This is a genomic window from Legionella donaldsonii, assembly GCF_900452385.1.
Classification (GTDB): domain Bacteria; phylum Pseudomonadota; class Gammaproteobacteria; order Legionellales; family Legionellaceae; genus Tatlockia; species Tatlockia donaldsonii.
Map to the genome: position 1 here is coordinate 2210020 of NZ_UGOA01000001.1, position 25213 is coordinate 2235232.

Below are 25213 nucleotides of genomic sequence, written 5' to 3' on the forward strand. Positions count from 1 at the left end.
AACAAGCCCTAGATCATCTCGTCGCCACCTTTAGTACCCAGAGCAATTTTACCTTCATCCGCCAGGCTCCTGGCAATGGCCAGAATATCCCGTTGGGCTTTTTCCACATCACTGACCTTCACGGGTCCTTGCATCTCCAAATCATCACGTAACAAATCTGAAGCCCGTTTTGACATATTAGTAAAAATCTTTTCTTTGACTGGTTCTGTTGTACCCTTCAGTGCTAACATTAACTGCTCAGTAGATACGTCACGCAATAAAGTCTGTACACTGCGATTATCCATATCCACTAAATTTTCAAAAACAAACATTTTGTCTTTAATTTTGTCGCAAAGCTCTTCATCCCATTCATGAATTTTCTCAAGTACTTCTGTCTCTACCGAACCCTCAAGAAAGTTAATCACATCAGCAACGCTTTTAATGCCTCCGACTGACGCTATTTTTCCAACTTTCTGACCGCTTAATTGCTTTTCAATAACATGCCCAAGCTCAGAAATAGCTTCAGGTTTAACCGTATCAATCGTACACATCCGTAATAAAACTTCAGCTCGTTTTTCCGATGTAAAATAACTCACCACTTCAGCGGATTGTTCACTGTCCAGATGGATAAGAATGGTGGCGATAATTTGTGGATGTTCATTACGGATCACGTCAGCAATAAGACGGGCATCCAACCATTTAAGTCGATTAAGCCCGCTGTCTTTATCAGATACTAAAATCCTGTCAATAAACGGAATTGCATTTTCCTCACCCAAGGCATTGATCAGGACGGTACGTAAATAATTTTCAGCATCGACTGTCAAACTTGTTTGATCTTCAATCGCAGTTAAAAACTCACCTAACACACCTTGCATTTTTGCTTTACTGACACTGCTCATTGTGGAGATAGCCATACCAACTTTTTGAACTTGACGCGGTTCCAAGTGCTTCAGTACTTCAGCAGCATTTTTCTCTCCCATCCCTAACAACAAAATTGCAGCCCGTTCGATGCCATCCATAGTACTATCCCCGCTCAACCCAAGTTTTAACGACTTGCGCTACCCGTTTTGGCTCTTTGTCTACCACCTGACGAAGTAATGACAATTGTGATTCATAATCATTAGCATGAGGCAACATCGCTTGACCCTCTTGAGTAAGTTCCGCAGCCTTCTCCTCTGTGTTTTCTTCCCGACGTACGCCAGATAAGTTCCTGAACAATGGCCTGAGAAGGCCAAACACCATCGTCAATACAAATAATGCAGCACCAACTTGTTTCATTATTGACCAAAAAGAATCTTTTTGCCAAAATTTTTCTTCGGGTAACGGAGGGACCGGATCAGGCTTGACGAAATGACTATTAAGGACATTCAAGCTATCACCCCGTTTGGCATTTAAACCGATTGCGTTGGCAACAAGGACTTTAATTTGCTCAATTTCAGCTTGTGTTAACGGTTTAACTTCCATTTTTTTAGTCTTGGGATTCAAGGCCGGTTTATCATCTACCAAAACAGCAACCGTTAAACGTTTAATGGTTCCTGGTTGATTTTTGGTATGACTAATTGTCTTGTCCAATTCAAAATTCTTTGTACTTTGTTTGCGATAGTCACTCGCTTGTACATCAACATCAGCGTTACTGACCTGGGTACTATTCTTGGCATTGGGGTTGTTGCCTTTATTTTGCTGCAAGTTCGCATTGGCTGGCGCTGTATTTGATAAGGAACCTGGGACACCACTGGCATTACCCCCTACATTACGTTTTTCTTCCATGCTTTGCTCACTGCGCAGTGATTGCAATTCAGGATTGTAAATTTCCTGGGTTTGCTCAAAAGAAGTAAAATCCAGATCCGCTGAAACCTTCGCCCTAACTCGCCCATAGCCAAGTAAAGGCGTTAAGATATCCTGAATTCTTTGCACGTATTGTTGTTCAAGAGTTTGACGATAATCCATAAAGCGTTCGGTATTGGTAAATAATGTTTGCCCTCCGCCCTCACTTAGCAATTGGCCGTTTTGATCAACAACAGTGACTCGATTGGCAGAAAGACTTGGAATACTGGAGGCGACCAAATTAATAATCGATGCAATGGTTTGTTTTTTCAATTCAAGTCCGGAATAAACATCAATAAACACCGAAGCACTGGGTTCACGATTATCCCTGACAAAAGCAGATTCGCGAGGAATAGCTAAATGGACTCGAGCAGATTTTATATCATGAAATTGACTAATAGTGCGCGCTAACTCTGTCTCTAGAGCTTGTTTATAGCGAGCATTTTCCATAAATTGGCTGCTGTTAAAAACATTGGAATTGGTGGAGAATGCTTCATAACCGACCCCCTTACCACGCGGCAGGCCTTCCGCAGCTACTTTCAAGCGCGCTTCCTGCGCCTCATCGGCTTGTACCAATATGGTGCCATGGCTTTTATCAATTTTGAATGGGATATTATTACGTTGTAACAGTTCCACAATATCAGCCGCGTCTCGTGGTCCTATTTCACTATAAAGAGGTAGATAGGTTGGTTCGCGTGACCATAAAACCACTCCAACACCAATTGCTACACTTGCAGCAAGCCCTAACATCAATCCCAATTGCCTTGGGACAGAGAGACTTGCAAATCTTGCTGCGGCAGTTGAAGCACTGTCAGCCAATGCCATGATTAACTCCTGTATCACCAATAGGTGGCTGTTCTTTTTCTAACAGTTCCGTAATTAGATGCCCGCTATATAGGCATATTCATAATATCTTCATAAGCTTGTACTAATTTGTTTCTTACCCTTAAAGTCGCTTCAAAACCCAGGCTTGATTTCTGTGCTGCGACCATGACCTCGCCAATACCGACACTTTTATCACCCAACTCAAATTTGGTTCTTAAATTGTCTGCATTTTGGTGTAATTGATTGACTTCGCCCAAGGCCTGTTTAAAAACATCACCAAATGAAGTCTGGGTTGCATTCTCTACACTACTACCTTCAGCTTTAGCTGCCAATACACGCATTTGATTTAGCAAAGAGACGGTATTAATATCGCTCATTATCGTTCTCCTCTATCCCTGCTTACTGAGTTCCTATACGACATATCCCTCTTCGCGCATTTTTGCTAATTTATAACGCAATGTACGCTCACTCACCCCTAAAACCGCTGCAACTTTTTGTCGGTTACCATCATATTCTTTGAGTGTTTGTTCGATTAACTCAAACTCGTGATTCTGAAGATTTTTACTATCAACCTTCTTAACAACCCTTGGTTCATCCACCCCTTGCATTGGTAATTGCAAATGGGGCACTTCAATGATGCCCTGTGTTTGAAGTACTAATGCACGCTGTACAACGTTATCCAGTTCACGAGCATTACCAGGCCAGCTGTATTCAAGTAGAGCTTGCTTGGCTTCATCACTCAAACTTGGAATTAGTGGTTGGTTATTCTGACAATGACGACGAATCAGATAATTTGCCAACGGAATAATGTCACAGATTCTTTCTCTTAATGGCAACCAATGGAGAGGAAAAACATTTAAGCGATAATACAAGTCCTCTCGAAAACGGCCTGCCTTCACTTCATCAAGCAGTTTTCTATTACTAGTAGCTAATACGCGTACATCAAGATTAATTAGTTTATTAGCCCCTATGCGCTCGACCTCTTTTTCTTGCAGCACCCGCAATAATTTTGCCTGCAGACCCAAATTCATTTCACTGACTTCATCCAATAATAAAGTACCACCTTGGGCCTGTTCAAATTTCCCAGGAGTTGACTTGTAAGCACCAGTAAACGCTCCTTTTTCATAGCCAAATAAAGTCGCTTCTAACATTTGCTCAGGTATTGCTGCGCAATTAATAGCAATAAAAGGATGTTGCTTACGCGGAGAATGATCATGAATAAAGTGCGCTAACACTTCCTTTCCTGTACCACTTTCACCACTGATCATCACCCCAACATCTGATTGCGCAACTCGCAACGCCATGGACAACAAGGCTTGACTCTTCGGATCTTGAGCCACTGGCTGACTATCATCTTCCAGGATAACAGGTTTGATGTAGCGATTAATTTTTTCAGTAAGCGCGTGCGCACTAAAAGGTTTTTGCAGATAATCAACCGCACCATGACGCATTGCAGCGACCGCATCTTCAACTGAGCCATGCGCTGTCATCAAAATAACAGGAACACCTGGATTTCGACGTTGAATTTCAGCAAGAAGTTGTTGCCCATCTATCTTATCCATACGTACATCACTTAAGATAATTGCGGGGCTATGACGCTCCAGCATGGCCAATGCTTCTTTACCATCTTTCGCTGCCAGATAAGAGTGTCCTGCCAGATTCATTGTTTCTGCCAGTGCTTCACGTAAAACGGGATCATCTTCAACAATTAACACGTCACTCATGAGTTATCCTCGGGTAAAATACCATTATCCTGGTAGATTAATCGTTATACAACTCCCTTGCCCTGGTAAAGAATCTAACATAACCTCTCCACCGTGCGCTCTTACAACTGCATAAACAACAGCAAGCCCTAATCCTGTTCCCTGTGCTTTCGTTGTGAAAAAGGGCGTAAAGGCCTGCCCTCTTACATCATCAGGCATCCCGAGACCATTGTCGATCATTTTAAATTGCACGCCACCATCGGCCTGATCCTCAATGGTGAGACTGATACAATTTGCCTTGGCTTGCAAGGCATTGATAACGAGATTTAACACAGCCCCGATAAATGACTCTTTATGCAAAAGCATTTCATCTTTCTGTGATTGATTATCAATCGTAAAACTTGCAGACTCAGCCTGAATAAAAGGCTGTGCTCGTTCAGCTAACTGATTACAACACTCTTGTAATGATACCGAAACAAGCTCAATCATTTCACCTTTGGCAAATAACAACAACTCTTGAATTTGCTGTTCTATACTGGCATGGCAACCTTGTAAACGAGTAATCCACTGTAAACAACGGCTATCACTCTGCGGCTGCGCGGCTAAATGCTCTGTGTAGAGTATTGCTGATGACAAAGGGGTCCTAATCTGGTGAGCAAGCTGGGCGGTCATTCTACCCATAGCCATTAAACGATGCTGATTTGCTTTGGATTGTTCATAATCACGGCTAGCGGTGACGTCTGTTAAGGTAATTAATTGTCCTGGTAAACTTTCGAGCGAAGAAATGGCTACATGTAATCTATGACCATTCACTAAAGAAACTTCATGACCATCATCGGCGCGAGGAGCGAACACTTGCTTAATTACCCTAAGCCAGGCAATTCCCTGTAGTCCCGTTCCTAACAAAGCCTCAGCTGCTTTATTGAGCCAAACAATGTAACCTTGCGCATTCAGCACAACTAGACCACAAGGTAGACAGGTTAAAATGTCTTGAGCAGGTAAGCTGACTGCTGCTTGTGTTTCGTTTGGAGAAACCTCAGTGCAATGCATACATTAGTACCTTGATTAATTGGAAAACCCGTAGCAAAGTTTAAGCCAAAACTAAAATATAAATAAAATCAGATAATTAATCTATAAAAAACGAATTAAAGTCGCTATTTTGACATTTATAAAAGGTTTGGCGTCAAATTAAACTTGCCTCAACTTTATAATAAAGACAAGATTATACCATATACTGTAAACTGGCTCTGAACCCGGCTTAGATCAAACTCTTGAAGTTACAAAAATTGGGGACTCAATGCAAACTATACATCAATTATTAAATTATATCTTACATATAGATACTTATCTTATTGCTTTTGTATCAGCATATGGTATTTGGACCTATCTAGCATTGTTCGCCATTATATTTTGCGAAACAGGGCTAGTTATAACCCCTTTTCTACCAGGTGATTCGTTACTTTTTGCTGCAGGCAGTCTTGCAGCACAGCAAAGTACACCTTTGAGTATTCTGCCTTTATTCAGTCTATTAGTAATCGCATCGATTGCCGGAAACCAAATAAATTACTTCATAGGAAAAGCTATTGGTCCACGGGTATTTTCTGCAAATCATTCTCGATTATTGAATAAAAAATACTTAATTGAAGCCCATCAGTTTTATGAAAGGCATGGGGGGAAAACAATTATCCTCGCTCGCTTTATTCCTATCATTCGCACCTTTGCCCCTTTTGTGGCAGGAGTCGGCTATATGACCGTCTCACTATTTTCCATCTACAATCTGGTTAGTGCTCTATTTTGGGTGGGCAGCTTGCTCAGTTTAGGGTATTTTTTTGGTTCTATTCCCATTATTAAGGACAATTTTGCCATCGTTATTTATGGTATTATTGCCCTCTCCCTTCTACCACCCGTTTTGGCTTTTCTCTATCGTAAGATAAATGCTGCCACCCACAAACTTGTTTAGGATATTCTGACCGCTACTCGAATAGCAGGACAAAGCATAGGCAAATGCAGGTTGGCCGCCGCTCCCAACAGCTTGTCGAGGGATAACCTGCATGCCTCAAAATCAAGTCATAACTACTGCAGAGCGAAACGTAAACAGCCCCTAAATAATCTCAGAATTTTACTTCTTTCCTGCTTTTTCATCCAGTTTCCGCAAGAATGCCATCTTTTCCGCAATTTTACTTTCAAGGCCTCGTGAAACTGGTTGATACCAGCGAGGTTCTTTCATCCCTTCTGGTAAATAGTTTTCTCCTGCAGCATAAGCATCCGGTTCATCATGGGCATAACGGTATTCATGGCCATAACCTAACTGTTTCATTAATTGGGTCGGTGCGTTGCGCAAATGAAGTGGTACTTCTCGCGATTTGTCCTGTTTCACGAAAGCCGTCGCTTTATTGTAAGCAACATAACCAGCATTACTTTTAGCGGCAACTGCCATATAGATAACCGCCTGAGCAAGAGCCAGTTCGCCTTCAGGAGAGCCTAAGCGCTCGTAAGTTAAGGCAGCATCATTCGCAAGTTGCATAGCACGTGGATCAGCTAATCCAATATCCTCCCAAGCCATTCTCACAATGCGGCGAGAAAGATAATAGGGATCAACACCACCATCAAGCATACGGCATAACCAATAAAGTGCTGCATCAGGATTGGAGCCACGAACTGATTTATGTAAGGCTGAAATCTGATCGTAAAAATTTTCTCCACTCTTATCAAAACGACGTCTTGTCGAACTCAGGGCATTGTTAATTAATTCAGCAGTAATTTGGACTGTCCCTTGAGCCTGCGCAGCAGTATTGACTTGTTCCAAAAGATTTAAAAACCGGCGAGCATCGCCATCAGCAGAAGCAATAAGATGAGCCTCAGCCTCCGCTTCAAATTGCAGATGGCTAAGTACTCTCTCCTGAGCACGAATTAATAAACGTTTAAGCTCCGTATCTGTTAACGGCTTTAACACATAAACCTGGGCGCGGGACAATAAGGCAGAGTTGACTTCAAAAGAAGGGTTTTCTGTTGTTGCGCCAATAAACGTGATGAGACCTGATTCAGTAAAAGGCAGTAAAGCATCTTGTTGCGATTTATTAAAACGGTGGATTTCATCAATAAAAAGTAACGTTTGACGTTGTTGCATTAAATGCTGCCTGGCCTCCTCAACCGCAGCACGTATATCTTTAACACCAGAAAAAACAGCAGAAAGCGCTATCCACTCACAATCAAACGCCGCTGCACTTAATCGTGCCAAGGTTGTTTTTCCTACACCAGGCGGTCCCCACAAAATCATGGAATGCGGCTTGCCGGATTCAAAAGCAAGTCTTAATGGTTTCCCTGTTCCCAACAAATGTTCTTGCCCGATGACCTCATCCCAATGTTTGGGTCTTAATAACTCTGCGAGAGGAGCGTTGGGTTGAGTATTAAATAAATTCATTGGTGTACTACATCTGTTCCTTTAGGCGGCTTAAATTGGAACAAACTGGCAGCAACTTTAGGGTTGGTTTTTACGTTCTTCAAATTGACAACGGTGTGTTGGCCAAGTTGATCAAACATTTCAATGGCAATTAATACATCACGATTAAAAATCAGCTTCATTCGCTGAAAATTTGCTTTATGGGATTTAGATTGCAAATCATAAGATTGCTTATCACCAGCCGTCGTTGCAGTGACATCAAAATCACGGGTCACCGTATCATCATAACCACTTAAAAACAGAGCCGCTGTACCACCCAAACTTTTTTCCTGTTTTTTAACGGTTACTTGCTCCAGGTCAACATCATAAACCCAAAGTTTTTTTCCATCCGCAACGACCAATTGCTCCATAGGACTTTTAGTTTGCCAGCGGAAACGTCCAGGACGCTCAAGGGCCATAGTTCCAGAAGAACGCGAGATTTCTTTTTCTTTGGTTTTGATGACTTGATTGAAACTGGCAGTCATACTGCGAATAGCATTGAGTTTTGTCTGTAAAACATCCCCAACCGATTCGCAAAAGGCATTAGCGGCAAATACAAGCGATAGCAATAAAACTAATTTTTTCATAGTTAATCCTCATTAACTGTAGACACTAATACATCTCTGAACCCCCCATCCAAGGGTCCTACAATTCCGGTCCGCTCCATTTCTTCGACGAGTCGCGCAGCTCGGTTATAACCTATTTTCAAACGACGTTGCACAGAAGAAATACTCGCTTTTCGTGTCTGAATCACGAACTCAACAGCCTGATCATAGAGAGGATCTGTTTCTTCTGTCTCTTGTCCTTCTTCACCGAAACCACCCTCAGAACCTTCACCAGGTGTTTGGAGAATATCATCAATGTATTCAGGCTCACCCCGTGCTCGCCAATCATCAGCGACACGATGCACTTCTTTATCATCAACAAATGCTCCGTGCACACGTAATGGGGCTCCGCTTCCAGGCGCTAAGTAAAGCATATCACCATGGCCAAGTAACTGTTCAGCCCCTTGTTGATCAAGAATGGTGCGAGAATCTATTTTTGAAGAGACCTGAAAAGACATTCGAGTAGGAATATTTGACTTAATAAGCCCAGTTAACACATCTACAGAAGGCCGTTGTGTTGCCAGAATTAAGTGGATACCCGCTGCACGGGCTTTTTGGGCAATACGAGCGATTAATTGCTCTACCTTTTTGCCTACCACCATCATCATATCGGCTAGTTCATCAATAATGACTACTACATAAGGCAACGATTGCAAGACAGGTGGAGTTTCATCTACAGAATCAACCGGTTTCCACAAAGGATCAGCCAAGGGCTCACCTTTTGCCTCAGCTTCCGCAATCTTGGCATTAAAACCTGCCAGATTTCGAACCCCTAAAGAAGCCATTAAACGATAACGCCTCTCCATCTCGCCGACACACCAGCGCAACGCACTGGCAGCCTCTTTCATATCAGTCACTACCGGCGTTAATAAGTGTGGGATCCCGTCATAAACTGATAATTCGAGCATTTTTGGATCAACCATAATGAGTCGTACTTGTTCAGGAGTTGATTTAAACAAGAGGCTCAAAATCATTGCGTTGATCCCCACTGATTTACCAGACCCAGTTGTACCAGCTACAAGTAAATGAGGCATTTTTGCCAAATCAACTACCATTGGATGGCCTGCAATATCAACCCCCAAAGCCAGGGTTAATGGTGAATGGGATTGCTGATAAACATCCGCTGATAACACTTCGGACAGAGAGACCATATCCCGTTGTTGATTCGGTAACTCTAGACCGACGACTGTCTTACCCGGAATAACCTCAACTACTCGCACACTGGTAACCGATAAAGATCGAGCTAAATCTTTAGCCAGTGCTGACAATTTACTGACTTTAATCCCGGCTGCCAGTTGTAATTCAAAGCGAGTGATTACTGGTCCCGGATGGACAGCAACTACATCTGCCTGAATACCGAAATCCAATAAATGCTGTTCGACTTCTCGCGATACTGTTTCCAACTCCTGGTGGGTATATCCCCCCATTACCTTACCGGGTCGTCCTTTATCAAGCAGGCTAAGCGCTGGTAAACTCCCAGTCGGCGCTTGTGCAGGTGGCTTGGCAACAGGACGGACTGGCTCTTTTACAGATTTCAAAATAGAGGGAGCAGGTATACTGGGTGTAACCACAGGAGAGGGCGTTTTGATCACTGAGTCAAGAGGCTCCAGGGAAGGTATATTCACTACAACAGGTTTCTCTTTTTTTCCACCTATTAATCTACGTGTTGGTTTACTGCTCTTAACAACGGTTGATTTTTCTCGTTCTCTAAAACGCTTAATCACTGCTCGTATAAAACGAGAGCCTCTAACCAGGCCACCAAAACAGCGATTTAATAAGGTAGCGGAATAAAAACCAAGTAACTCCGTAGCTCCAACCCAGGAGAGCCCCGTTAACAGGGTAATACCCACTAGTAAAATGGCAAACAGTAATAAAGCAGCCCCTTGGGTGTTCAACGCATAATCAAAACCACCAGAGACGAAACTGCCCAGTATGCCACCCGCACTATGCACTGCATCAATTGGCGCAATAGAGGATAAACTTAGCAATCCACAACTGCCAATCATCAGAAAAACCAATCCACTGGCACGTAAAAACATAGCTAGCCGATTCACAATCCGCAAGGCACGCAGATCTTTTAAAATTAGCCAGGCAACATAGGCAAAACAAAACGGTAAAAGGTATGCGAGATAGCCAAAAATAAAATAAAGTCCGTCAGCAATATAAGCACCAACCTGGCCACCAGCATTGCCTATCCCGATATTTCCTTTATTGGCATGTGACCAACCTGGATCGGTGGTTTGATAAGTACTAAGCGCGAGTATCATGAAGAAAGCACAGGTTAATACCAAAATAAAGCTGCCTTCACTAACACGTTTGAGCAAGAAATTTGGCATAGCCTGCTTCGGGGTGCCGGCCTGATTACCCGTTTGTTGTTTTCGCATAGGTATTTTAATGTGCCTTATTTTGTCATACTATTTGCCATCTTAACATAATTCATAAGGAAGGCAGAGATGATAAGCGAAAGCAATCACCATCGCCTGATAATTCTTGGCTCAGGTCCCGCCGGGTATACTGCAGCGGTCTACGCCGCCCGTGCTAATCTTAAGCCGGTACTCATTACTGGTATGCAACCAGGTGGCCAATTAACCACGACGACTGATGTCGATAACTGGCCTGGCGATGTAGAAGGCTTACAGGGTCCGGCGCTAATGGATCGCATGCAACAGCATGCTGAGCGCTTTGAAACTAAAATTATCTTCGATCATATTGTAAAGGCAGATCTACAGCAACGTCCTTTTGTCTTGCAAGGGGATAGTGAAACGTATACCTGCGACGCGCTGATTATTGCAACCGGAGCATCTGCCCGTTACCTGGGACTGCCCTCAGAGAAAGCTTACCAGGGACGTGGCGTTTCAGCCTGCGCAACCTGTGATGGCTTTTTTTATCGTAACAAAGCTGTTTGCGTTATAGGCGGAGGAAATACCGCTGTTGAAGAAGCCTTATATCTGTCAAATATTGCAGCTTCTGTTACCCTTATTCATCGCCGTGATAGTTTACGAGCCGAGAAAATTCTCCAGGATCAACTCGTTGAAAAAACACGCACAGGTAATATAAAACTCTTATGGCATCATACATTGGAAGAAGTGCTTGGTGACGATATGAAAGTCACCGGAGCCCGTGTCCGCAATGTTCTCGATGATAGCAGCCACGATCTGGCTGTTGATGGCGTTTTTATTGCGATTGGTCATGATCCCAATACGGGTTTGTTTAAAGAACAACTTGCCATGAAAGATGGCTATCTGACTATCCGCTCTGGTTTGGAGGGCATGGCCACTGCTACGAGTATCAATGGGGTTTTCGCCTGTGGTGATGTTGCTGATCATGTTTATCGCCAAGCTATTACGTCAGCAGGGTTTGGTTGCATGGCTGCTTTAGATGCTGAAAAATATTTGGATAGTTTAGGCTCTATTACAAATTCATAATTTCAATTTCATACACCTTGATTTTTTATTTATTCAAGTGACATTTAGATCTTGAATATCGAGGATACCCTTGGGAAAAATCAAGGTGGAATCACTGTTGCTAATAGAGTAATCTTACTATAGGAATGGACTCTTGATTAGTCCTGTCCCCCTATAACTGCTGCGCATTTTATGGAATAACGTTCGTTGTGCGATATAAAAACAGGATCCTGTGTTTTATATTAAACTCACATTAATATCACAAGCAGGAGGCCGACCATTCCCTCTTCAACATCCCGCACAACCCAAGATATAAACTTCCCGGACCCTGAGAGTAGTGATGCCCAAGGCTTACTCGCAATTGGCGGGGATTTGTCACCAGAGCGCTTGTTAGTGGCTTATAAGCAAGGTATTTTTCCATGGTTTGAACCAGGATGTCCTATTCTTTGGTGGTCACCTAATCCTCGTTTGATTTTAAAACCCCAAGCCTTTAAAGTGTCCCACAGTTTAAAACAGGCCCTTAAAAAACCTTATCGCTTCACTATTGATACAGCCTTTAGTGAGGTCATTTTCGCTTGCGCTAACAGTGAGGGAAGAATAAATAATACCTGGATTACTGATGGCATGAGAGACGCATATACCCTCTTGCACCAAATGGGTTATGCACATTCTTTTGAAATATGGTTAGAGGAGCAACTAGTTGGTGGCTTATATGGTATTAGTCTAGGACGAGCTTTTTTTGGTGAGTCGATGTTCCATCGACTTCGGGATACTTCAAAATTAGTCTTGTATTATCTTTGCCATACTTTGGCGACCTGGAAATTTGATTTTATAGATTGCCAGTTACCTACCAAACATCTGCAAAGTTTGGGTGCAATTACTATCAGTCGTCGTGAATTTTTGCACCATTTACAGGAAACATTAAAATACCCTACTCGGCAAGGACTATGGACAAAAGAGGTTAATTAAAGAAAAATAGTGACTTAGAGGAAAGACTGGATTGCCATTTTTCTTATTTTAGTGCACTATTTGCGCCTTATTGAGTTTCATTTTTGAGGACCCATGGCAAAAGAAGATCATATTGAGATGTTTGGTACTGTCGTTGATACCTTACCAAATACTATGTTTCGTGTTGAACTTGAAAACGGTCACGTTGTTACCGCTCATATTTCTGGCCGTATGCGCAAAAACTATATTCGCATATTAACTGGTGATAAGGTCAAAGTAGAGTTAACACCCTATGATCTAAGCAAGGGTCGTATTATTTTCCGAGATAAAAATTAACTCATAGATCCGAGCTACTGTCTTTTGAGTCATCTTGCTACCACTGTTTCACAGTGGGCGTAGTTGTATCCGTCTGTCTTTATCAATCAGTAACAAATGATTAGCCGGCACATCACCCCATTGATCACTGATATTGGTTAATTTCTCCGAAGTTACTAAGATACACTCATGCTTATGATTTTCCTTTAGCTTATGGAAATGCTCCCTGCCAGCAAAACAAGCGCCATTAAAATAGTGCAGGGATTCTGGAGAGTCCTCTTTATCAGTACAATAACGACTAGCAACTATCCGCTCACCATCAGTAAGACAGATATTAAAATAGGAAGGGCCTTTCGTACCAAATTGTTGAACCAATTGAATCACTTCATACAAAGTGTCTTGTAATGTATCTGCTACAACCGACAATTTACTAAGATCTTTCCCCTTGGCCAATTGTAAAAAGAGGCCAAATAAATGTTCGGAATCCGTTTCTCCTTGAATCCAATGGTAAATATCATCCTCCAATAAATGCCGTAAATGGCGTTTAACGACAATAAAATCGTTAATCCCGCCATTATGCATTAACATCCATCGTCCATGAATAAAGGGATGGCAATTATAGTTAGTCACACCACCAGCACTGGCAGCACGTACATGAGCAAAAAAACAGGGGGATTTAATTTTTGCGGTCAAATGAAGCAAATTTCTATCATTCCATGCTGGTGAAATGGATGTAAACAATGCAGGTTCTGGACTAATAGAGGGAACATACCAACCCAGGCCAAAACCGTCACCATTCGTAGGGATTGTGGATTCCCGAGCATGTAAGCTTTGCATTATAATGGAATTAACTGGTTTAACCAGTACATCTTCCAGCACAACATCATGTCCAAGGTAGGCAACAAAACGGCACATAAGCGCGCTCCATTTTATTTTTAACTATAGCAAGAAAAGTTAACTCCTGTGGTTAGAAATTGTTGATATTATTACAATCTTGACGTTTCTGTTCCACTATCAGGCTCAAAACATAGCGAAGGGCCCAACCTACACCTATTAGCTTGTGATCTAGCTTAATCATGTAGCTTGGGCTCCTGGCTCGACATGCACATTTATGATAATGGAAAGATAACCAGCACCTAGTGTCCAGCAATCATCATTTGTTCAATCAGGATAGAGCCGCAACGAGTGGAGATATTTGGGTTAATATCTGTACCAACAGCAGTAATCATTTTAAACATATCTTTCAAATTACCGGCAATTGTTATCTCCTCAACCGGATATTGAATAACACCATTATCTACCCAGAATCCACTTGCCCCGCGTGAGTAATCACCAGTTAGGCCATTTACGCCTTGTCCCATTAACTCGGTCACCAACAAGCCCGTACCCATTCTATGTAATAAATCCTGCAAATCGCCTGCAGTGGGATCAAGCGTTAAGTTATGAACTCCACCGCTATTAGCAGTTGTTTTCAGACCTAAGCGACGAGCTGAATAACTACTTAATGCATATTGGCATAAACGTCCATCTTCAACAAAAACATTATTTCTTGTTGGCACACCCTCACCATCAAACGGTGAACTTCCTAATGCTTTTAAAAGATAAGGTTGCTCATAAATTTTAAAACCAGCAGGAAAAACCTGCTTTTCCAAGGCATCCAGTAAAAAAGAGTTCTTACGGTACAAATTTGAACCACTAATAGCATTAATAAAACTTGCCAGCAAACCACTCGATACACGCGAAGAAAACAACACCGGTATTTTTTGCGTTTTCACCTGTCTTGCCCCTAAACGACTGGTAGCGCGCTCAACTGCTTTTTGCGCTAAGGCTTCCAGTGAATTTAAACCTTCTGCATATCTTGCCGTCGTATAATCGTAATCTCGTTGCATGCTCTCTCCTTCTTTCGCAATAAGAGAGCAACTAATGCTATGACGCGTACTGTGAATTACACCCTCCCCGCCATAACTATTGGCAAAACCATTGCAGAAAGCATAGGTGGAAAAATTAACCCCATCAGAGTTAGAAATACGTTTATCCATGGCCAACGCATGAGCTTCACAAGCAAGTGCTTTCTCTATTGCCTGAGGCGGCTTTATTTCCCAAGGATGATAAAGATCAAGATCAGGATGATGATTCTTCATCAACTCTCGATCCGCAAGTCCAAAACAAGGATCTTCGGCACTCACTTTAGCGATATCACAAGCAGCAGCGACCAAGGCATCCAAAGCAGCAGGAGAGGTATCTGTACTACTTGCACCACCTTTACGATGTCCAATATAAACAACGAGACTTACTCCTTTATCCTCACTAAAAGCAACTGTCTCAACTTCCCCCATACGAACATCAACTGAAAAACCACTATCATGGTTAACTGAAACCATCGCATCCGTTGCACCCTGCGCACGAGCGCGATCCAGGACATCATGCATTAATTCTAATAAATTGTTGGTTGACTTAAGCGCTACTCTATTGTTATTTTCCGGTAATGTTTTCATGGTAGGTCTACCGCTATCAAAGTTTGTTCATAAGGATACAAGATTAATATGCCCAGGCAAACCATTGCTCTTGTAAAATGGCTTACACAAGCCTCTAAATTTATAACTATTGCTCTACTGTTGTTGTTTTTTACTCATTATGTGATTGCTAGCAGTGGTTGGCGTCAATTGGCACCCGGCATTGAGTATCAAGATCTTGAGGGGCGCTTTTTGACACCTTGGTCCCATATCCACGCCTTTCGTATTAACCTGAAAAACAATGAGCTTTCCCTGGTTACCGCTAAAGATTTATCACGTGAACATGCATCAGTTAATGAATATGCGCAGCATAGTAATGCGCTCCTGGCTATCAATGGGGGGTTCTTTGATGGTAATTATAAACCGCTAGGTTTACGAGTTTATAATAGGCGGCAAAAAAATCCTGCTAAAAATATCAGCTGGTGGGGAATTTTTTACGTCAAACATCAGAAAGCTTATTTAAGCAATATCAGGCAATACAGTCCTGATCGACAAATCGACTTTGCCATACAGAGCGGCCCAAGATTGTTAATTAATAATCGTATTCCTCCTCTTAAACCAGGTAGAGCTGAGCGTTCTGCTTTAGGTATCACTCAGGATGGACGTGTCATTATTCTCGTTACCGATAATATGCCTATGTCCACTACGGAATTAGCGCAACTGATGAAAGCAGCTCCGCTCAATTGCGAAAATGCACTTAATCTGGACGGTGGTAGTTCGAGTCAATTACGTGCTCAAGTCGCATCCTTTCAATTAGACGTCCATGGTTTTTCTAATGTCAGTGATGCGGTCATTGTTAAAGCAAGAAAAAAATAATCCTCTCAAGAGCAACTAACCATTTCCCGTTAATTGAGCGTTAAACAATTGCTTCTCATTTAGAGCATCATTGGAAAATTTTGCTTTTTGATACCATAATTTAAAAGATGAATTTGGATAAAGTATGAAAAAATTTTTTGCAGGTCTGAAGAAGACTAAAAAAACCTCTAGTCAAAAAAAAAGTGACGTACCCACTCAACAATCTCCTTTTTTAGAAGAATCAAAACAAATTGAGACTGAAAATAGAGATTTCTTTTCTGATCCAAGAATGAGGGACTTAAGCGACATTGGAGAGAGAAAAGCCTTAGGTTATTTGCCATTAGCCAGAATACGCGAAGCGGGTTACGATGTCTTTCAAACCTCTCTTTTGTTGAAAAAGAAAGGCTTAAAGATCCTGGTCATTCCAGCTGCCTTACCTGAAGAAATCTATGCTTATAAACCCGAGACTAAGAAATTTATCCATATGGCCGATAAAAAAATGTATGATGTTGTTCCCAAAGGACAATTCTATAGTATCCAATCAGGAGCCCTCGTTGCCTATGATATAGAAGCAGTAGATCTTTTTTTGCAGCAAAATGCAAAACTTATCGATGATGAAAATCAATCTGAAACAATTGACGAACATAAGTGGCCAATGAATGCAGCTGATTTTGTTGAAATGCTGTTTAGAAAAACGGCCGAATCCAAAGAAATGAATAACTTAATCCATACCATTTATCAAGAAATGCCCACCGCTATCACTAGCTTTAAAATGGAATAATACCCAGTAATTATTCAGCCCTATTAATCCAGCTTAGCTCTCGAGTTTGACAAAGCGCTTTAATTTTCCTGTTTCAGGATGGCGCTTTAATTGAGGAACAATCTTGATTTCAATCAGAGGATTTTCTATACCCACTTGCCGATAGGCAGCAACCAGATCTTTTTGCATTTTCTCGGTAGCGAAATTTTTTCTGGCCGTTAACCAAATTTCAGCACCTTGAATGGTTTGAAATACTTGATACTCTTCTACTTGCTCTTCCGGAAAAATTAGATTTTCAAATACTTCGGGAATAACACAAATGCCATTGGCATAGGAAAAACTGTCGTCATTACGCCCTTTAATGGATTGCACTAATCTAAACGGTGCCCCACAAGAACATGAATCCGCCAGAATGGTAATACGATCATCAATTTCATAGCGGAATAGAGGCATGCTTTTATGAAATAAATTAGTCACCAATACTTTCGTTGCTTCTTGTCCATCAAGAACTGGTTGATTATTTTCATCAACTGCCTCAAAAATGATGAGGTCCTCATTGAGATGGAGATGATTAGTATGATCACAGCTTTGCGCGTGTGGACCAGCATCAGATGACCCCCACATATTAGTCACAGGAACATTCCACGCTTTTTTAATGGTCTTTAACATATCAGGGAACAAGGGCTCTGAATTAACACTCACGCGGCGAGGAAAAATTTTTAATTTTCCGCGACAAGCCTCTTGAGCCAAGCGATAAATTTCGGTCGTGTAGCCAATTAAATGGCTGGGCTTTTGGATATTCAGTTGCTCAACCATATTAGTAATAGGCATCGTAGCCGGTAATAGGAGGACTTTCATTTGTGGTATAAGAGGAATCGTGAATACAAATCGGCTCAGATGAACCGGCTTGGCTGCAGTAATTGCTGCCATGAGTAAACGGCTATTATCCTTTTGCGAAGAAAACTCATCACGATATTGAAAACGAAAAAAAGCAGTCACAAACAAGATAAACTCTTCAATACTCCACCCAAATACCCCCCTGACTCCTGAAGAGCCTCCTGTCGCTGTAAAATGATAGGCATTATCCAATAGCTCCGGTTCAATTTGGTTATGGAGAAATTGACGGGCCCTTTCCAAAGTTAGTTTTCTATCAGTGATAATCTCATCCCAATGCGTCATGGCTTCTTTTTTGGTCATGACAGGCAATTTAGCCAAATCACTCAAAGTAAAACGGGATGGCTCAATATGAGAAAATTTGCTCGCATAATACGGTGAGTTTTCTTTTGCATAAGCTAATAAAGCGATTAAAGCGCGTTGCTGTTCTGCTTTGATCTCTTCTTTACTCCAGCTTAACCGGGAAGAAAGTTGTGGCAAGAAATTTTGTATGGCATCAATTTCTTTATTCAATGTCGAAGCGTAGAGATTGGACATGATTAGCAATCGCCTTGATTTATTATAAAAATGACTATAGCCCTTAGATAAATAAAAATCCTCTATCGTTTGGCAAATTCCTTTATGGAATACAACTTTCCTAAAGTTTCTCTTTATCAATTGATCATTTTTTACATAATAACCCCCTTTTTAGTTGGGGAATTCCAGTGAAAACTATTTTTCAAGCGGTTATTGACGGTGATTTAGATGAAATTCGTAAACTACATGCCCATGGTGAAATTGATATTAATGCGCTAAATGAACAGGGTGATTCAGCCTTAACTATCGCTATAAAAAAAAGAAATCTCGCAGCATTCAGATTATTACTTGACTTCAAAGGACTTGACCTGAATCAAGAAACCTATACTGGCAAATTTCAAAATAAGCCTTATCCTCGCAATCCTTTATTGTGGAGTACCCAACTAAACCAGCCTGATATGGTTAGGGAACTCTTAGCCAAGGGAGCGGATCCAGCCAGGCAATTAGGATACTTTAAAGTGACTCCGTTAATGTTCGCAGTTTCCAATGACTTTCTAGCGTGTGTAAAACTACTTGTAGAAACAGGGAAAGGAATTCATTTGAAAAATGCTCAAGGAACTACAGCGCTCGATCTAGCAGCACAAGAGGGTAAATCCGCTACTCTGGGACTTCTTATACCCCATGCGACGCAGGGTGAACTGCTAACAGCCTCTAACTTTGCAGACCAGCATCAACATCCTGAAATAGCTCAATTGCTGCGTAATTGGACCAGTCGTGCTTCTCAACAAGAAAATCAATCAACCAGTTCGCAGGCGGTACCGAAAGTAAGAGCTCAAAAATTGATAGATAAATCGACGATTGACAAGCACTATACCACCTTGATAAAAAAAGTAAAAACTCTCGAGGAAAAATTTAAAGCTCAAGAAGAGGTGGTTAAAACACTCCAGGAAGAATTAAAAGCTGTAAAAGAAGCACAACAATTACCGACAACAACAGCACAACCAGTCCCAGCCCTCGTTCAAACCACAGCGGAAGCAATGCAAGCCCTTGGACCAATACTACGAGCAACAGCGGGGAAAGTAGAGCCAGCGCCAGTAACAGAAGTATCAATCGCTGGAAGAATACCGCCAATGATACAACCTGTATCTACAATAGAACCAATGACAGCAAACATACTAAAGCCAACCCCCATAAGAGTACAATCAACCACGAGTGCAGCGCAACCTGCATTGAGTACAGGCCCCCTACCAACCCCAGGTGACGCACGACCTCACATCCCGAATCAAACAAGATCGTCATTTTTTGCTCTGGCAAATAAGCCATTGCCACATAATGAACTGTCAAACCCGGCAAACTATGCATTAAGCTCATCGCAATCCAAGCCAAGTTAACCCAGGCTTTGTACGCTGTAATAATTTTTCCTACGCGAGAAATTAGGGTCTGTTGACATTTCGCCAGCTTAAGCCGAAAAATATTGATTTATGAGCAGCACAAGAAATCAACACTTTTCGGCAAGATAGTAGAAATGCCAATAGACCCTAAGATAAGATGGAGGGGAAACAGGGAGGTTCATATGCCTGCGCCAGAATCAGCCACATGCATCATTGATTTAATCATTGCAAAAAAAGAAAAGGCTTATATCGTCTATGAAAATGAACAATTCATTGCTTTTTTAGACCACCGCCCCCTCTTTCCTGGCCATACCTTGCTTGCGCCGAAAAACCATTTTAAGACCTTATATGATTTGCCAGATTCCTTGATCAGCCCTCTTTTTATGTTAACTAAAAAAATTGGGGTGGCAGTGGAGAAAGCCACAGAGGCAGCAGGAAGTTTTATTGCCATGAATAACACGATTAGCCAAAGTATCCCACATTTGCACGTCCATATTGTCCCTAGGAATAGGCAAGATGGTTTAAAAGGCTTTTTTTGGCCAAGAACCAAGTATCAAAATGAAGAGCATATGCTTGCAGTACAAGAGAAAATTAAATCCCAGCTGCTCTAAGAAAAATTCGAACTCGATTTTTAAACTAAAATATAAAGATAACCTGAGGATGAAAAATCTAAACTATTTACATGTCTAATATTGCTGCAATAAGATGGTTACCACAAGGCAAAGAGAAACCGCCTCTTATCCAATATATGCTCATTAATCCCGAATTAGATTATCTTATTTCCCCCACAGAAATTTCTGTAACGGATTTGAAGAAAAATATTAATGACCTTTTTATTCATATTGATAAATTTTCACAGCCTGATATTCCGTTGATAGTACACTATAAATCAATCACTAAAAGCTTTGGCAAACACCGCAGGGATTCCGCGGAATTTCATAAACTGATAAATAAAGTCTTGCGTAAAAGAAAATTATTAAAAGCTAACAGCCGCACAATCTCATTGCTTAAAAGAGAAAATCTCACCTTATTTAAGAATGCCCTTTATTTCATGGATATTGATTGTAAAACCAAAGGTTGTGCTTTTATAGCTCATCTGTGGACTATTGCGTTAAAAGCGACTAACAAACATTTTCCCGCAGTAATCAAGAAAATCTGGAAAAGTAAATACGGAATAACTCGCATGACGAAAGATTCCTCGATAAAATTTTCTGAATTTTATGCGCATTTTTTATAATAAACTTACTTCTCTGAGTTCCTTGATATAAAGCGATAAACGGGTTAGATTGGCTTAGCTCTTTCATCCTATATCAGGTTAATAAGCGATGAGTCAGAAGAATTTTCCACATAAAACTGCCAGCTTTCTTCTGCTTTTTACAGTGGTTACAGCGCTTGCCCTTAGTTTGGTTCCTCCCTTTGCGCAACCCTTTAGCTACCATGATTTTGCAGATAAACGCACTTTATTTTACATCAGTAATTTTTCTGATGTGATGTCCAATCTAGCCTTTATTATTGTGGGCTATCTAGGTATTAAAACCATTCACCAACCTACTCCAACTCAATGCGCACTCACTCCAGAAGCAAAATGGGCCTACCTCATTGGATTTATTGGCACGATCTTAACAGGCTTAGGTTCGATCTATTATCATTTACACCCCAATAACTATACCTTGTTTTGGGATCGAGCCCCGATGGGCATGCTTTTAATGTCATTTTTTGCGGCCATCTTTATAGAGCGGGTCAATCGCTCGATTGGCTTTTATCTATTATTCCCCCTTATTTTGCTGGCAACCCTTTGTACCTTGCAATGGGAGCTTAGCGAGCTGTGGGGACAGGGAGATATGCGCTTATATATTTGGTCGCAGGGCTATCCTCTGGTAATGATTATATTTATTTTATTCTTTTTTCCCTCATCCTATGTGCGCAACTATTATCTTACAACCTGTTTCATTTTGTTTGGTTTGGCCAAAATAACTGAAGGCTTGGATAAAATCATTTATCATTTTACCTTCGAGACAATAAGCGGACATACTTTGAAACATCTTCTCGCTGCTATTGCTGTTTACTCCCTTGTTTATGATGTAAAACACCGCCAATCCAAGCCTTCCCCGCAAAATAATACCGCCTCTTAAAGAGGCATTTACTATACTTAAGATAACATTGAGATACCAAGGAAAAAGGAGGAGTCATGAAAGGTGCTAAATCAATCAAGAAACCTCATCATTCTAGCAGGGATGATACTGCCAAAGAAAAACGTAAAAAAAAGGAAAGAAAATTGGATAAGTTAATAGAAGATACCTTTCCTGCCAGTGATGCAACTGCTAAATACTAGGTTGAGAGCGTCGCCTTACAGACAATCCCTTACTAGATGGGGAAATTTACGCTGCTCAGCCCATCCTTCATAAGGAGAGATTATTCTGTTCCCAAGTTTTTCATCATGATAAAATAAAATCCAACTGATTAAATACTCCAAGCTATGAAGCCAAATCCCCCCCACAAGAATCGTGGTGCGCTCAGTAACCCTGAAGGACGATTTGAGGTTAGCACTTATGAAAATTTTGATGACGGCTGGGTGCTTGAGGAAGAAACGCTTCCCGCTATAGAAACCTTCTTATTGCCGGAAACCGCTAAAACAATTATTAGCCGCAATGATTCTCCCGACCTTGGCTTTGAGCAATCTATTAATCCCTATCGTGGTTGTGAGCATGGTTGTATTTACTGTTATGCTCGTCCCAGTCATGCTTATGTCAACCTATCGCCAGGCCTCGATTTTGAAACTAAAATTTTTTACAAAATTGACGCAGCAACTCTGTTAGAAAAAGAACTTAATAAATCAAACTATCAGTGTAAACCTATTGTTTTAGGTGCAAATACAGATCCTTATCAGCCAGCAGAAGCCAAACTCAAAGTGACTCGCAGTCTTTTGGAAGTATTAAATCATTATCAACATCCAGTCATTATTATCACTAAAAATGCACTTATTGAACGTGATTTGGATCTTCTCACAGCAATGGCTAAACAAAACCTTGTCAAGGTTGCAGTCAGTGTTACCTCCCTTTCCACCCATTTAAAACATATTATGGAGCCTCGGACTACAGCGCCAGCCGGCCGCTTAAAACTTATCAAACATTTATCAGAAAACCAAATACCGGTAAGAGTGATGGTAGCTCCTGTCATTCCAATGATTAATGATGTAGAACTGGAAAAAATTATCCAGGCTGCAGCACAAGCAGGAGCTAAACATGCGAGTTATGTTTTAATCAGATTGCCTCATGAAGTAAACGATTTATTTAAAGAATGGCTAGCCAATCATTTTCCTCAACGGGCAAAACACATTATGAGTCTTATTCGTCAAATGCGCGGAGGTAAAGACTACGATGCCGCTTTTGGCTCGCGCATGCGTGGAGAGGGAGAATATGCCAAACTTTTAGCAACCCGATTTCATTTGGCTTGCAAGCGTTTTGGTTTAAATGGTGCAGCAGAACCAAACCTGGAGATAAAAAAATTTACCCAGAGGAAAAACCTAACATCCCGACAATTGAGCCTGTGGGATGATGAGTTTTAATGCGCCGAAAATGTTACCTAACTACATCAAGCTTTTTTCTTAGCTTTAGCAGCTACTTTTTTCTGTAAGGTTTTATTCTTATCTTTCCCCATACTCTTTTTCAATAAGGAAATAAAATCGATGACATCATCGGGTTTTCGTCTACGGGTTTTCGTCTTGGTACCCATTGCTTTTTCAGCTTCCGCCGTCTTTTTATCAAGCCACTGCGATAAAGCCTCTTGGTACTCATCATGATATTTTTCAGGTTTCCAGGTCGTTGTCATGTCTTTAATTAAATCAACAGCCATTTTTATTTCACGATCTGAAATTTTATAGGATTTCAGTGATTCAGTAGGAACTTCCAAGTCCTCTTCTTTACGTATTTCCTGTTGAAAGCGAATCAGGTTGAGTACTAAAGCGTGATCATGCGGCATCACTAAGCACAAATATTCTTTGGTGCGGATAATAACTTTTGCCACACCAACTTTTTTGGTTTTTTTTAATGCTTCGCGTAACAAAACATAGGCTTTTTGGTTTTTAGAATCAGGAATAACATAATAGGGCTTATCAAAATACAAGTTGTCAATTTCAGCCAACTCAATAAATTCTTCGATATCAATGGACTTATAAACTTCAGGACTGGCTTTTTCAAACGCTTCCTCATCCACAATAATGTACTTATCCTTATCAAATTCATAGCCTTTTACAATTTTCTCCCAAGGTACTTCCTTATCCGTATTGGCATTAACTCGTTTATAACGAATACGCGATTTATCGCGCGAATCCAATAGATGAAAGTGCAAATCCTTTTTTTCTTCAACAGAAATAATCTGGACCGGAATGGTAACCAAACCAAAAGAAATATCCCCTTTCCATATAGCTTTCATAGCATTTCCCAATTTTACACGTTATTTAATTATAGGCCTCCCTATTTTAATGACTAAAACTCACCCATTTATAAAAATAATAATTACACCTCTTTACATAAAAAATATCGTAAAAACAATAGGAGTGAATTTGCTTAAAATAAACTTAAAATTAGTAATCCATTAAAATTAAAAAGAAAAAAAATAATTTTTTTCTCATAAAAAAATAAAGAAAATTGCATTCGTAATTTTATTGTCCTATTCCTTTAATTAGGACTATTAATTAAATAGATATTAAATTTAGGAGAGAATCATGAAAAGGATATTTTTAATATTAGCCATGCTAGCCTCTTCCACCTTATATGCATCTGCCGGAACAAGTACAGGAACGGGCACTAGCACAGGAACAGACACTAGCACAGGAACAGACACTAGCACAGGAACAGACACTAGCACAGGAACAGACACTAGCACAGGAACAGACACTAGCACAGGAACAGACACTACCACAGGAACGGGCACTAGCACAGGAACAGACACTACCACAGGAACGGGCACTACCACAGGAACGGGCACTAGCACAGGAACAGACACTAGCACAGGAACAGACACTAGCACAGGAACTGGAACCAGTACGGGAACAGACACGAATACAACTATCAACTCCAATCCTGAAACCCCAATTGATAACAGCACTGGCACTAATACAGGAGGGGATACTAATACAGGAACCACTATTCATAATAATACAAATTCCCCATCTGGAATTGATACAAATACAGGAGTCAACCCTAATCCTAATTCAGTTCCTGGCTCTACTAACGACCCTGAAACAAACACCAATAATGGAACTAACACGAATACACAATAATTGCAGCACTCAGTTAGCCTG

General features: G+C 41.0%; 25 protein-coding genes. 13 read left to right on the top strand and 12 right to left on the bottom strand.

Going from position 1 to position 25213, the window contains the following annotated elements:
• Positions 1 to 8 precede the first annotated feature (8 nt).
• The 5 genes from fliG to DYC89_RS09990 all read right to left on the bottom strand — a co-directional run bounded on the left by fliG (position 9) and on the right by DYC89_RS09990 (position 5381).
• The gene (gene fliG / locus DYC89_RS09970; RefSeq protein WP_115221645.1) at positions 9 to 998 is read right to left on the bottom strand and encodes a flagellar motor switch protein FliG; all 990 of its coding nucleotides are present in this window, start codon (positions 996 to 998) and stop codon (positions 9 to 11) included.
• A 4-nt stretch (positions 999 to 1002) separates the two neighbouring features.
• Positions 1003 to 2628 carry a flagellar basal-body MS-ring/collar protein FliF gene (gene fliF / locus DYC89_RS09975; RefSeq protein ID WP_115221646.1) on the bottom strand — a complete coding sequence of 542 codons (1626 nt, stop codon included), beginning with the start codon at positions 2626 to 2628 and terminating at the stop codon, positions 1003 to 1005.
• A gap of 65 nt (positions 2629 to 2693) precedes the next feature.
• The gene (gene fliE, locus DYC89_RS09980; protein ID WP_115221647.1) at positions 2694 to 3005 is read right to left on the bottom strand and encodes a flagellar hook-basal body complex protein FliE; all 312 of its coding nucleotides are present in this window, start codon (positions 3003 to 3005) and stop codon (positions 2694 to 2696) included.
• Positions 3006 to 3038: 33 nt separating this feature from the next.
• Entirely contained in the window at positions 3039 to 4352 is a 1314-nt protein-coding gene (locus DYC89_RS09985; RefSeq protein ID WP_115221648.1) for a sigma-54-dependent transcriptional regulator, read from the bottom strand.
• A gap of 24 nt (positions 4353 to 4376) precedes the next feature.
• Positions 4377 to 5381, bottom strand: a complete 1005-nt coding sequence (locus tag DYC89_RS09990) for a sensor histidine kinase (RefSeq protein ID WP_115221649.1) — start codon at positions 5379 to 5381, stop codon at positions 4377 to 4379.
• A gap of 247 nt (positions 5382 to 5628) precedes the next feature.
• On the opposite strand from DYC89_RS09990, the gene DYC89_RS09995 reads away from it, so the two are divergent.
• Positions 5629 to 6291: a DedA family protein gene (locus tag DYC89_RS09995; RefSeq protein ID WP_115221650.1), complete on the top strand. Its 663-nt coding sequence runs from the start codon at positions 5629 to 5631 to the stop codon at positions 6289 to 6291.
• 159 nt (positions 6292 to 6450) lie between these two features.
• On the opposite strand, the gene DYC89_RS10000 is transcribed toward DYC89_RS09995, so the two are convergent.
• The 3 genes from DYC89_RS10000 to DYC89_RS10010 are packed head-to-tail and all read right to left on the bottom strand — an operon-like array spanning position 6451 to position 10759.
• Positions 6451 to 7752, bottom strand: coding sequence for a replication-associated recombination protein A (locus tag DYC89_RS10000; RefSeq protein WP_115221651.1), 1302 nt, complete (start codon positions 7750 to 7752; stop codon positions 6451 to 6453).
• The gene (gene lolA, locus DYC89_RS10005) at positions 7749 to 8357 is read right to left on the bottom strand and encodes an outer membrane lipoprotein chaperone LolA (RefSeq protein ID WP_115221652.1); all 609 of its coding nucleotides are present in this window, start codon (positions 8355 to 8357) and stop codon (positions 7749 to 7751) included. Before lolA ends, DYC89_RS10000 begins: the two co-directional genes overlap by 4 nt.
• A gap of 2 nt (positions 8358 to 8359) precedes the next feature.
• Positions 8360 to 10759 (bottom strand): DNA translocase FtsK, encoded by a 2400-nt coding sequence (locus DYC89_RS10010; RefSeq protein ID WP_115221653.1) that lies wholly within the window; start codon positions 10757 to 10759, stop codon positions 8360 to 8362.
• Between the two features lie 69 nt (positions 10760 to 10828).
• Between DYC89_RS10010 and trxB the strand changes: the two genes are divergently transcribed.
• From trxB to infA, 3 genes are all read left to right on the top strand, one after another.
• Positions 10829 to 11800, top strand: coding sequence for a thioredoxin-disulfide reductase (gene trxB / locus DYC89_RS10015; protein WP_412754457.1), 972 nt, complete (start codon positions 10829 to 10831; stop codon positions 11798 to 11800).
• A gap of 291 nt (positions 11801 to 12091) precedes the next feature.
• Positions 12092 to 12748: a leucyl/phenylalanyl-tRNA--protein transferase gene (gene aat / locus DYC89_RS10020; RefSeq protein WP_115221654.1), complete on the top strand. Its 657-nt coding sequence runs from the start codon at positions 12092 to 12094 to the stop codon at positions 12746 to 12748.
• Between the two features lie 93 nt (positions 12749 to 12841).
• Complete coding sequence (gene infA, locus DYC89_RS10025; protein WP_058447834.1) at positions 12842 to 13063, top strand: translation initiation factor IF-1; 222 nt, start codon at positions 12842 to 12844, stop codon at positions 13061 to 13063.
• A gap of 48 nt (positions 13064 to 13111) precedes the next feature.
• Here the strand turns inward: infA and DYC89_RS10030 are convergent, their stop codons facing one another.
• Both DYC89_RS10030 and pmbA read right to left on the bottom strand, forming a co-directional pair.
• Entirely contained in the window at positions 13112 to 13957 is an 846-nt protein-coding gene (locus tag DYC89_RS10030; protein ID WP_115221655.1) for a class II glutamine amidotransferase, read from the bottom strand.
• Positions 13958 to 14178: 221 nt separating this feature from the next.
• Positions 14179 to 15537 (bottom strand): metalloprotease PmbA, encoded by a 1359-nt coding sequence (gene pmbA / locus DYC89_RS10035; protein WP_115221656.1) that lies wholly within the window; start codon positions 15535 to 15537, stop codon positions 14179 to 14181.
• 48 nt (positions 15538 to 15585) lie between these two features.
• On the opposite strand from pmbA, the gene DYC89_RS10040 reads away from it, so the two are divergent.
• Together DYC89_RS10040 and DYC89_RS10045 are read left to right on the top strand one after the other, a co-directional pair.
• Positions 15586 to 16371 carry a phosphodiester glycosidase family protein gene (locus tag DYC89_RS10040; protein ID WP_115221657.1) on the top strand — a complete coding sequence of 262 codons (786 nt, stop codon included), beginning with the start codon at positions 15586 to 15588 and terminating at the stop codon, positions 16369 to 16371.
• Positions 16372 to 16495: 124 nt separating this feature from the next.
• The gene (locus DYC89_RS10045) at positions 16496 to 17131 is read left to right on the top strand and encodes a hypothetical protein (protein ID WP_115221658.1); all 636 of its coding nucleotides are present in this window, start codon (positions 16496 to 16498) and stop codon (positions 17129 to 17131) included.
• A gap of 33 nt (positions 17132 to 17164) precedes the next feature.
• Here DYC89_RS10045 and DYC89_RS10050 read toward each other — a convergent pair whose 3' ends face one another.
• Positions 17165 to 18541: a phenylacetate--CoA ligase family protein gene (locus DYC89_RS10050; RefSeq protein ID WP_115221659.1), complete on the bottom strand. Its 1377-nt coding sequence runs from the start codon at positions 18539 to 18541 to the stop codon at positions 17165 to 17167.
• A 167-nt stretch (positions 18542 to 18708) separates the two neighbouring features.
• Between DYC89_RS10050 and DYC89_RS10055 the strand changes: the two genes are divergently transcribed.
• From DYC89_RS10055 to DYC89_RS10075, 6 genes are all read left to right on the top strand, one after another.
• A complete protein-coding gene (locus DYC89_RS10055; RefSeq protein WP_181879373.1) occupies positions 18709 to 19911 on the top strand; it encodes an ankyrin repeat domain-containing protein in 1203 nt (400 codons plus the stop codon).
• Between the two features lie 182 nt (positions 19912 to 20093).
• Positions 20094 to 20522, top strand: a complete 429-nt coding sequence (locus DYC89_RS10060) for an HIT family protein (protein WP_115221661.1) — start codon at positions 20094 to 20096, stop codon at positions 20520 to 20522.
• Positions 20523 to 20593: 71 nt separating this feature from the next.
• Positions 20594 to 21148, top strand: a complete 555-nt coding sequence (locus DYC89_RS10065; RefSeq protein WP_245953978.1) for a hypothetical protein — start codon at positions 20594 to 20596, stop codon at positions 21146 to 21148.
• Between the two features lie 88 nt (positions 21149 to 21236).
• Positions 21237 to 22043, top strand: a complete 807-nt coding sequence (locus DYC89_RS10070) for a ceramidase domain-containing protein (protein WP_115221662.1) — start codon at positions 21237 to 21239, stop codon at positions 22041 to 22043.
• A gap of 56 nt (positions 22044 to 22099) precedes the next feature.
• On the top strand, positions 22100 to 22243 hold the full coding sequence (locus DYC89_RS16500; protein ID WP_181879374.1) for a hypothetical protein: 144 nt from the start codon (positions 22100 to 22102) through the stop codon (positions 22241 to 22243).
• Between the two features lie 144 nt (positions 22244 to 22387).
• Complete coding sequence (locus tag DYC89_RS10075) at positions 22388 to 23476, top strand: PA0069 family radical SAM protein (RefSeq protein ID WP_115221663.1); 1089 nt, start codon at positions 22388 to 22390, stop codon at positions 23474 to 23476.
• A gap of 26 nt (positions 23477 to 23502) precedes the next feature.
• Here DYC89_RS10075 and DYC89_RS10080 read toward each other — a convergent pair whose 3' ends face one another.
• On the bottom strand, positions 23503 to 24342 hold the full coding sequence (locus DYC89_RS10080; protein WP_115221664.1) for a Ku protein: 840 nt from the start codon (positions 24340 to 24342) through the stop codon (positions 23503 to 23505).
• A gap of 292 nt (positions 24343 to 24634) precedes the next feature.
• Between DYC89_RS10080 and DYC89_RS16505 the strand changes: the two genes are divergently transcribed.
• Entirely contained in the window at positions 24635 to 25192 is a 558-nt protein-coding gene (locus DYC89_RS16505; protein ID WP_181879375.1) for a hypothetical protein, read from the top strand.
• Positions 25193 to 25213: the final 21 nt, after the last annotated feature.

What these genes read in the sequence shown, in the direction of transcription:
- DYC89_RS10000 (WP_115221651.1), bottom strand. Translation starts at nt 7,752, where the DNA reads ATGAATTTATTTAATACTCAACCCAACGCTCCTCTCGCAGAGTTATTA.
- DYC89_RS10060 (WP_115221661.1), top strand. Translation starts at nt 20,094, where the DNA reads ATGCCTGCGCCAGAATCAGCCACATGCATCATTGATTTAATCATTGCA.
- fliF (WP_115221646.1), bottom strand. Translation starts at nt 2,628, where the DNA reads ATGGCATTGGCTGACAGTGCTTCAACTGCCGCAGCAAGATTTGCAAGT.
- DYC89_RS10045 (WP_115221658.1), top strand. Translation starts at nt 16,496, where the DNA reads ATGAAAAAATTTTTTGCAGGTCTGAAGAAGACTAAAAAAACCTCTAGT.
- trxB (WP_412754457.1), top strand. Translation starts at nt 10,829, where the DNA reads ATGATAAGCGAAAGCAATCACCATCGCCTGATAATTCTTGGCTCAGGT.
- DYC89_RS16500 (WP_181879374.1), top strand. Translation starts at nt 22,100, where the DNA reads ATGAAAGGTGCTAAATCAATCAAGAAACCTCATCATTCTAGCAGGGAT.
- fliG (WP_115221645.1), bottom strand. Translation starts at nt 998, where the DNA reads ATGGATGGCATCGAACGGGCTGCAATTTTGTTGTTAGGGATGGGAGAG.
- infA (WP_058447834.1), top strand. Translation starts at nt 12,842, where the DNA reads ATGGCAAAAGAAGATCATATTGAGATGTTTGGTACTGTCGTTGATACC.
- DYC89_RS10050 (WP_115221659.1), bottom strand. Translation starts at nt 18,541, where the DNA reads ATGTCCAATCTCTACGCTTCGACATTGAATAAAGAAATTGATGCCATA.
- DYC89_RS10075 (WP_115221663.1), top strand. Translation starts at nt 22,388, where the DNA reads ATGAAGCCAAATCCCCCCCACAAGAATCGTGGTGCGCTCAGTAACCCT.
- DYC89_RS10010 (WP_115221653.1), bottom strand. Translation starts at nt 10,759, where the DNA reads ATGCGAAAACAACAAACGGGTAATCAGGCCGGCACCCCGAAGCAGGCT.
- fliE (WP_115221647.1), bottom strand. Translation starts at nt 3,005, where the DNA reads ATGAGCGATATTAATACCGTCTCTTTGCTAAATCAAATGCGTGTATTG.
- DYC89_RS10080 (WP_115221664.1), bottom strand. Translation starts at nt 24,342, where the DNA reads ATGAAAGCTATATGGAAAGGGGATATTTCTTTTGGTTTGGTTACCATT.
- DYC89_RS10065 (WP_245953978.1), top strand. Translation starts at nt 20,594, where the DNA reads ATGTCTAATATTGCTGCAATAAGATGGTTACCACAAGGCAAAGAGAAA.
- DYC89_RS16505 (WP_181879375.1), top strand. Translation starts at nt 24,635, where the DNA reads ATGAAAAGGATATTTTTAATATTAGCCATGCTAGCCTCTTCCACCTTA.
- DYC89_RS10030 (WP_115221655.1), bottom strand. Translation starts at nt 13,957, where the DNA reads ATGTGCCGTTTTGTTGCCTACCTTGGACATGATGTTGTGCTGGAAGAT.
- pmbA (WP_115221656.1), bottom strand. Translation starts at nt 15,537, where the DNA reads ATGAAAACATTACCGGAAAATAACAATAGAGTAGCGCTTAAGTCAACC.
- DYC89_RS10070 (WP_115221662.1), top strand. Translation starts at nt 21,237, where the DNA reads ATGAGTCAGAAGAATTTTCCACATAAAACTGCCAGCTTTCTTCTGCTT.
- DYC89_RS09985 (WP_115221648.1), bottom strand. Translation starts at nt 4,352, where the DNA reads ATGAGTGACGTGTTAATTGTTGAAGATGATCCCGTTTTACGTGAAGCA.
- DYC89_RS10040 (WP_115221657.1), top strand. Translation starts at nt 15,586, where the DNA reads ATGCCCAGGCAAACCATTGCTCTTGTAAAATGGCTTACACAAGCCTCT.
- DYC89_RS09995 (WP_115221650.1), top strand. Translation starts at nt 5,629, where the DNA reads ATGCAAACTATACATCAATTATTAAATTATATCTTACATATAGATACT.
- DYC89_RS09990 (WP_115221649.1), bottom strand. Translation starts at nt 5,381, where the DNA reads ATGCATTGCACTGAGGTTTCTCCAAACGAAACACAAGCAGCAGTCAGC.
- lolA (WP_115221652.1), bottom strand. Translation starts at nt 8,357, where the DNA reads ATGAAAAAATTAGTTTTATTGCTATCGCTTGTATTTGCCGCTAATGCC.